Source organism: Corynebacterium lipophiloflavum DSM 44291 (assembly GCF_000159635.1).
Taxonomy (GTDB): Bacteria; Actinomycetota; Actinomycetes; order Mycobacteriales; family Mycobacteriaceae; genus Corynebacterium; species Corynebacterium lipophiloflavum.
This window is the reverse complement of record NZ_GG667198.1, coordinates 34,495-41,277: the sequence shown is the minus strand read 5'-3', so window position 1 is coordinate 41,277 and position 6,783 is coordinate 34,495. Positions and strand designations below refer to the sequence as shown.

Annotated in this window: 8 protein-coding genes; 1 reads left to right on the top strand and 7 read right to left on the bottom strand. The window is 61.9% G+C overall.

Going from position 1 to position 6,783, the window contains the following annotated elements; genetic code table 11:
• Positions 1–133 precede the first annotated feature (133 nt).
• The 7 genes from HMPREF0298_RS10695 to HMPREF0298_RS10665 all read right to left on the bottom strand — a co-directional run bounded on the left by HMPREF0298_RS10695 (position 134) and on the right by HMPREF0298_RS10665 (position 5,988).
• Entirely contained in the window at positions 134–889 is a 756-nt protein-coding gene (locus HMPREF0298_RS10695) for an iron ABC transporter ATP-binding protein (RefSeq protein ID WP_006841212.1), read from the bottom strand.
• The gene (locus HMPREF0298_RS10690; protein WP_006841211.1) at positions 886–1,899 is read right to left on the bottom strand and encodes an iron chelate uptake ABC transporter family permease subunit; all 1,014 of its coding nucleotides are present in this window, start codon (positions 1,897–1,899) and stop codon (positions 886–888) included. The genes HMPREF0298_RS10695 and HMPREF0298_RS10690 overlap by 4 nt, the downstream gene beginning before the upstream one ends.
• Entirely contained in the window at positions 1,892–2,866 is a 975-nt protein-coding gene (locus tag HMPREF0298_RS10685) for an ABC transporter permease (RefSeq protein WP_006841210.1), read from the bottom strand. Before HMPREF0298_RS10685 ends, HMPREF0298_RS10690 begins: the two co-directional genes overlap by 8 nt.
• On the bottom strand, positions 2,866–3,870 hold the full coding sequence (locus tag HMPREF0298_RS10680; RefSeq protein ID WP_040423178.1) for a siderophore ABC transporter substrate-binding protein: 1,005 nt from the start codon (positions 3,868–3,870) through the stop codon (positions 2,866–2,868). The genes HMPREF0298_RS10685 and HMPREF0298_RS10680 overlap by 1 nt, the downstream gene beginning before the upstream one ends.
• 128 nt (positions 3,871–3,998) lie before the next feature.
• Positions 3,999–4,988, bottom strand: a complete 990-nt coding sequence (locus tag HMPREF0298_RS10675) for an LLM class oxidoreductase (protein WP_006841208.1) — start codon at positions 4,986–4,988, stop codon at positions 3,999–4,001.
• A gap of 60 nt (positions 4,989–5,048) precedes the next feature.
• The gene (locus HMPREF0298_RS10670; RefSeq protein ID WP_006841207.1) at positions 5,049–5,747 is read right to left on the bottom strand and encodes an 8-oxoguanine DNA glycosylase OGG fold protein; all 699 of its coding nucleotides are present in this window, start codon (positions 5,745–5,747) and stop codon (positions 5,049–5,051) included.
• Positions 5,748–5,766: 19 nt separating this feature from the next.
• Positions 5,767–5,988, bottom strand: coding sequence for a flagellar biosynthesis anti-sigma factor FlgM (locus HMPREF0298_RS10665; protein WP_006841206.1), 222 nt, complete (start codon positions 5,986–5,988; stop codon positions 5,767–5,769).
• Positions 5,989–6,284: 296 nt separating this feature from the next.
• Here HMPREF0298_RS10665 and HMPREF0298_RS12325 point away from each other — a divergent pair, with 296 nt between their 5' ends.
• Positions 6,285–6,521: a hypothetical protein gene (locus HMPREF0298_RS12325; RefSeq protein ID WP_157464475.1), complete on the top strand. Its 237-nt coding sequence runs from the start codon at positions 6,285–6,287 to the stop codon at positions 6,519–6,521.
• Positions 6,522–6,783 lie beyond the last annotated feature (262 nt).

Genomic DNA, 6,783 nt, shown 5'->3' with positions numbered 1-6,783 from the left:
CAACACAAAGTCAAACAGCAATGAAATTCACCCGCCACCAGAAGTTAACCCAAAAGCAACCTCAACAAGCAGCGGAACAACACACTAACCAACCCACCACCCACAACACAAATCCCCAGCACAAGCGGGGTGTTTAGTGGTAGGTAGCAAGCGGACCGTGGGGTCCTTCAATCACTTTCACCCCGGTGTTGAAGATCTCGGTGAGAAGGTCATCCCGCATGATTTCCGCCGGGGTGCCGAACGCCACGATCTGCCCGTCTTTGGCGGCGCAGATGAAGTCGGCGTAACGTGCCGCGAAATTGATGTCGTGCAGCACGATGATGATCGTGCGCCCCAGCTCGTGCGCTGCGTCGTAGAGGTGCTTCATCATGTCGACGGAATGGGCAATGTCCAAGTTGTTCAGGGGCTCGTCGAGAAGCACGTAATCCGTCTCCTGGCAAAGCACCATCGCGACGTAGGCACGCTGGCGCTGACCGCCAGAGAGCTGGTCGAGATACCGGTTCTCCAGCGAGCTCAGGCCAAGAAAGTCGACATATTTGGTAATAGTGTCCTCGTCCTCCGCAGTAAGCCGGCCGCGCGAGTACGGGAAACGTCCGAAGCCGACAAGCTGGCGCACGGTGAGACGGGTGACAAAGTGGTTTTCTTGGCGCAGGATCGAGATCGTCTTCGCAAGGTCCTTCGACTTGGTCTGCGTCACGTCCATTGAACCGATTTCCACGGTGCCCTCGTCGAGCGAGAGAAGCCTTCCAATCATTGTCAGAAGAGTCGACTTGCCGGCGCCGTTTGGCCCCACCAGAGCGGTGATTCCACCTGCGGGGATTTGCAGGTTGACGGGGCCGATGGCGACGTCGTCACCGTAGGCCTTGCGGACATCGGTCAGGGTAATCACAAGCGTCCCTTTCTCAGGATCACGACCAGGAAGGTGATTCCTCCCACCAGCTCGATGATGATCGAAACCACGCCTTGAGCATAGAAGATGTGGTTCATGATGAAGTAGGCCCCGGTGAGCACGACGTATCCGAGCACGATCGCCATGGGGAAGACATAACGGTGGTCGTAGGTGTTAGTGAACTGGTACGCAAGCGTGGCCACGAGGAACCCGAGGAAGGTCATCGGCCCGACCAGCGCCGTGGACACCGCCATCAGGATGGACACCAGGATCAGCGTGTAGATGGCGTTTTTCCGGAATCCCACCCCGAGGTTGACGGAGACGTCCCGGCCGAGCGAGATGACGTTGAGCCGGCGGGAGTTCAACAACACCAACGTCACGGCGATGAGCACGAGCGGAATCGCCACGGGGTAAAAGTCCGGGTCCGCGTTGTTGACGGAGCCGAAAAGCCGGGCGGTGAGCACGTCGAACTCGCTGGGAGTGAGCATGCGTTGCATGAACGTCGATAAGCTGCCCAGGCCCCCGCCGATGACGATGCCGACGAGCAGCATCGCGTGCAGGTTGGCGGCGTTGTCGGTCAGCAGCCAGGAGTAGAGCACCAAGGATAGACCGACCATGAGCACGAGCTGCAGCACAAACGTCTCGAGCGTGCGCGAGGCCAGCAGCCCGGAGGCGCCGAGGAAGTAGATGGTGGCGGTGTTGATCGCGATATAGAGGGACTCGAACCCCATGATGGAAGGGGTAAGAATCCGGTTGTTGGTCACGGTTTGGAAAGCGACCGTCGCCACGCCCTGGCACACGGCGACCACCGCCATCGCGATCACCGCGTTCAGGCGCCGCTCCGCGATCAGCCAGTACGCGCGAGTACCAAAAGCCACGGGGTTGTCCCACGCGAGGAGCCCCGCGGTGAAGACCACGGCGAGCACAACCATCACGCCGAGCGCGATGAAATAGCGCCGCTTGCTTTTCGACGTCTGAAACGCGCCGACGTTACGAACCACGCTACCCATGGCGGGCCTGCCTAATAATTAGCGCGATGAACACGACAGCGCCAACGAGTCCGAGAATCACCGAGACCGGCATCTCGAACGGCGCGATGATGGTGCGGCCGATCAGGTCGCAGGCGGCGACGATGCCTATGCCGAGAAGGCACACCCACGGAAGGTTGGAGCGCAGGTCATCGCCACGGATCATGGAAACGATGTTGGGGACGATCAGGCCCAGAAATGGCAGGTAGCCGACCACAACGGTGACCACACCGGCGGCGATTGCCACCAGCGAGGTGCCCACGAGCACGATGCGGTTGTAGTTCAGCCCGATGTTGGTGGCCACGTCCTCACCCAGGCCGGCGGCGGTGAGGCGATCTGCGTAGAAGAACACCACGGCGACGACGAATAGGACGATCCACAAGACCTCGTACTGTCCGGCAATGACGCTGGTGAACGAGCCCGCGAACCACACGCCCAAGGACTGCAAAAGTTGCGTCTGCAGCGCCCAGAAGGTTGACACGGAGCTGACCACCGCGCCCAGCATTATGCCGACGATCGGCACGATGAGGCTCGAGCGCAGCGTCACGCGTCGCAGGAAGGCGAAGAACACCATGGTGCCCACGAACGCGAAGGCCACTGCCACGATCATGCGCACCAGGATGGAGGCGTTCGGCGCGAACACCATTGTGGCCAAGAGCCCCAGGCCAGCCCACTCGGTGGTTCCGGTGGTGGTGGGTTCGACGAAGCGGTTTTGGGTGAGCATCTGCATGATCAGCCCGCTCATCGCCATGGCCGCGCCGGCGAGTATGAGGGCGATGGTGCGCGGCACGCGGGTGGCGTTGAACATCGCCCACCCGTCCTCGGCACCGAGGATGTCGTACTGCCCCACCGCCAAAGAGGCGAAAAGCAGGGCGACGACAACACCAGCACCCGCCAGGAACTTCCAGTCGAGAAGTGCCGGGCGGGTGGCGGTGGGGGCAGAGGACATTACTTGGCGGCCTCGAACTGATCGGCGATGTCGTTGAGGATCTCGGTGTAGGTGATGATGGACTCGTTGGTGTAGGTGTCCGCGGGCGCAACGTAGAGCTGGCCCTCCTTGACTGCCGTGACGTTTTGCAGTGGCGCAGAATCCTCGATCACGCTCAGCGCGGCCGGGGAGCCTTCGTCGTCGCGCGTGCCGGCGTCGCGGTCGAGGATGAGCATCCAGTCCGGGTTGGCGGAGGCGATGGCCTCGACGGAGATGTCATCGCCCTGATGGTCGTCGGTGGCGTTTTGGACCTCGAGAGCGGGCTTCATGCCGATCAGGTCGAACAGCGGGCCCCAGGTGCGGCCGACGCCCGGCGCGACGTAGCCGATCTCGCCGCCGGAGATGTTGACAGCCATCACGGTCTGCTCGGGGTTGTAGGCGGCCTTGGCGCGTTCGAGGGCGTTTTGGAAGTCGTCGACAAGCTGGGCGGCTTCCTCCTGCTTGCCGAAGATCTCGCCGAGGGACTCGGTGTGGCGGATCAGCTCGGCGTCGAAGGGCTCGCCGTCGCGCGGCTCGAAGTCGACCAGGATGGCGTCGGGGACGAGCTTCTCAATGTCGGCGTCGTGGGTCTGGAAGCGCTGGCCGGAGACGATGACGTCGGGCTCGGCTGCGACGATGGCCTCGAGGTTGGGCTCGCGATGGTTGCCGATGTCGACGATGTTGTCGTTGTCGCCGATGCCCGGGATGGTCACCGGGACGAGCGCGCGCGCCGCGGCGACGGGCTCAATGCCCCAGGTGTCCAGGAGCTCGAAGGAGCGGTTGTCCAGCGCGACGACGCGTTGCGCAGGGCTCGGGACCTCCTTGACGCCGTAATTGTCTTCGACGGTGACCGTGTTCTCGGCCTGCGCCGCCGTGGTGTCCGTGGCATCAGACGCCTGCTCCTGCGCGCCGGAGCAGGACACAACGGTCAGCGAAACGGCTGCGACGAGCGCTGCCACGGCGGTTCGGGTATTGAAACGGGACAAGGTCCGCGTCCTTTCTCTCTCAAAACTTAGGTAAGGGTTACCTTGGAGATGGTAAGGGGGCGGCCCAGGTTAGCCAACCCTCACCCCCGGGCCCAACGCAGAATTACACTACACTAGTGTTTTCTAATTCAGTCGGCGGGGGTAATTTCCGGCATCACGTACTGAATGAACTCGTCGATCTGCTCTTCCGCATCGCGCTCAGAAATGCGGAAGTTGACCATCACGTGACTGATCCCGATCTCGCGCTGCTTGTGCAGCAAACGAATCAGCGCGTTGCGGCCCAGCCGGTAGCCGAAGTGGTGCCCTTCCGCCTCGGCGTCCGGGTTCGGATGCAGGTCAAGCCACAGCGACTCGGCGAAGGGCTTCCACCCGCCGCCGAGCGTATCGACGGCGGCGTTCCAGTTGTCCACGTTGACCTTCTGCATCTCAAGGCCCTTGTGGTACATCAGCCACCCGTGCGTGTGCTCAGCGCGCCACTGCATTGTCTGCTGGAGCGAACCGGTGGCTAACAGCGGGACCTCCCGTGCACTCGGTTTGGGGACGATATCAGCGCCACCCATCTTCCCGCCGGACCACCGAATCGGCGAATAACTGGTGGTCATGGCCTCGCGGTAGACGCGCAGGTGCTCCGCCATCACGTCTCCCCTGGTCCCGCGATCCTGGCCGAAGGCGGGAAACTCCTCCGGCCGATCCCCCGTAGCGATTCCGAACAAGAACCGCCCTCCCGAGAGCCTGTCCAGCGTTGCCGCACGCTTAGCCATGAGCAGCGGGTGCTGGAAAGGCACGACAACCGCCGCTGTGCCAAGCGCGATCGTCGACGTCCGCGCGGCCAGGTAGGACAGGTACATCCACGGGTCCCACACCTGGCCGACGTCACCGAAGGTCTCCACCCGCAGCGGGATGTCGCGCACCCAGACGGCCGCGAACCCGGCGTCCTCCGCCTTGCGGATCAAGCGCACCTGATTGTCGAGCGAATCCTCGGGGCTTTCCTCCGCACCTTCCTCGATCGGCAGGCTCAGGCCCACCGTCAGCTCGCCGCGTCGAAACGTGCGGGCAAACCCCGGCAGTTCTGTGTGCGGGGTCTGTGAGAGTTGGAATAGCGGGTTTGTGTCGGGCATGGGCCCGAGTGTAGGCCGGTACCCGCACCTGTTTGGGACGCCGCCTATTGCAGGGTGGAGCTAAATGCTGGGAGCCTGAATGGAGCGTCCAGCTTGGAAAAGGGTGTACTCGATAACGTCGGTGGGCAAGTCCGGGCGCCACTGCCCGTGAACTTGCTCGATGATGTCGAGGTAGCGCGAGTATTCGGCGGTTAGCCATCCTGAGGTGTTTGCCCATCCAATCGCGTCCGCGACCCTGCGATCGAGGATCAGGGGGTGACGATTCTGCGCTGGTGAAGGACGGCCCGAGGCAAAGTAGAGCAGTTTGGTAAAGAATGCCGGCCCCAGGTGTTTAATCCTGGACCTGCTGTAATTCCTGAACTCAAAGTAAGCGTCATCGGCTGAGTTGAGCGCTGCGGCCTTCAAACCCTGGAGTAACTTCGCCGGCGCATCGGGCTGGTGTAAAGGCCGAAGACACCGCTGTGTTTGCTGCGCGCTCATCCCAGCGCCCCACGAGCACACGGCAACGTAGAAGCTTACGGCCTCAGCCTCGGTCTCTACGGACTCCCCGAGTTCGAACAACCGCTGCCGGGACACAGAAAGGAAACGGTCATCCCTGGCCAGGAAATGAGGCAGCGGTAGATTACTCGGCCAGCTTTTAACCCACCACTCGGGGCGGAAAGTCTCCGTTTGCCCCCAGACGATCTCGGTGGACGCTGCATCCTCCGGTGGACCCAAGACCCTTAGAACGTGCGAGAAATCGTCGTTGGGCCGAGCCATGGAAGACGTCTACCTCCGACTAAAGCGCGGTGTCCTCCACGCGGCGCTTTTCCCAGATCTCGATATTGTCCGGATGAATCGTCTGGATACGACCGAGGAGGTCCTCGGCGGTGAACTCAGTCCCGTTCTCGATGGCCTCGCGCAGTTGCGCCACGCGGTCCTCACCGGTTTCCGGGTGCTCGGTGCGGAAGTAGAGGGTGTCGCCTTCGTGCTGGGAGATTTCGATTGCTTCAATGCGCATGGAGGTGTCCTTTTCTAGGCTGGTGTGGCGGGTTTCAGGCTCAAGAATAGGTGTGCAATCACGCCACCGCACGGCGAGTACGGAAAAGGTAAGTGGGAAGGCAGACTCCACTTCCAGTATTTCATTGCCGCGACTCGCCACAGCGCGTCAGGCATAATAATCAGCACACAATTCTGGGCTACTTTCCGGCCGCCGCTGACACACTTTGGAGGTATGTCGTGCCTGTACCACGCGATGTCGCACTGGAGATTCTTTGGGTAGCAACCGGTGCATGTTCGTATTGGTCGCGTCCTGTCGTGGCGGAAACCGACTCTGCATCCGGTAGGCCGTCGAAGGTAGCTTTCACTGACGATTCCGGGGTGAACCGTATCGCCGATGTGGATCAGGTCGCTCGAGCGGCCGGCGAGTGGGCTAAGGGGGCGTCGGGCGCGTTGGCGGCCGCGTTGCGGGACGGCGAGGCGCCGGTCCGGTACCCAGCTGCTGACGTGGATCAGATTGTGCAGACGGCGGTGTTTGGCGCTGTGCGCTACTAGAGTGAACGCTCCTCGCACGTTGCAGCAGAGATTTGTTACAACTGGTGCGGGTTTGCAGGTGCCGTTGCATTCGCCTGGACCGCCTGTCGCCCCGCTTCACCCACCCCGAAATCCGCAAAAGTGGCATGGGTGCGCCATGTCGGCGTGGCGGCGGACGCTGCCCATATTGGTACCGTGCGGAGTTGCTAACTACGCACACGTTGCATAAGGCCATCACATTGTTGACCAGGAGAAATAGAACAAACCCCCCGATCATTTTTCT

Excerpts from the sequence above, each read along its gene's own strand:
- HMPREF0298_RS10690 (WP_006841211.1), bottom strand. The coding sequence starts at position 1,899 with ATGGGTAGCGTGGTTCGTAACGTCGGCGCGTTTCAGACGTCGAAAAGC.
- HMPREF0298_RS10685 (WP_006841210.1), bottom strand. The coding sequence starts at position 2,866 with ATGTCCTCTGCCCCCACCGCCACCCGCCCGGCACTTCTCGACTGGAAG.
- HMPREF0298_RS10675 (WP_006841208.1), bottom strand. The coding sequence starts at position 4,988 with ATGCCCGACACAAACCCGCTATTCCAACTCTCACAGACCCCGCACACA.
- HMPREF0298_RS10670 (WP_006841207.1), bottom strand. The coding sequence starts at position 5,747 with ATGGCTCGGCCCAACGACGATTTCTCGCACGTTCTAAGGGTCTTGGGT.
- HMPREF0298_RS10665 (WP_006841206.1), bottom strand. The coding sequence starts at position 5,988 with ATGCGCATTGAAGCAATCGAAATCTCCCAGCACGAAGGCGACACCCTC.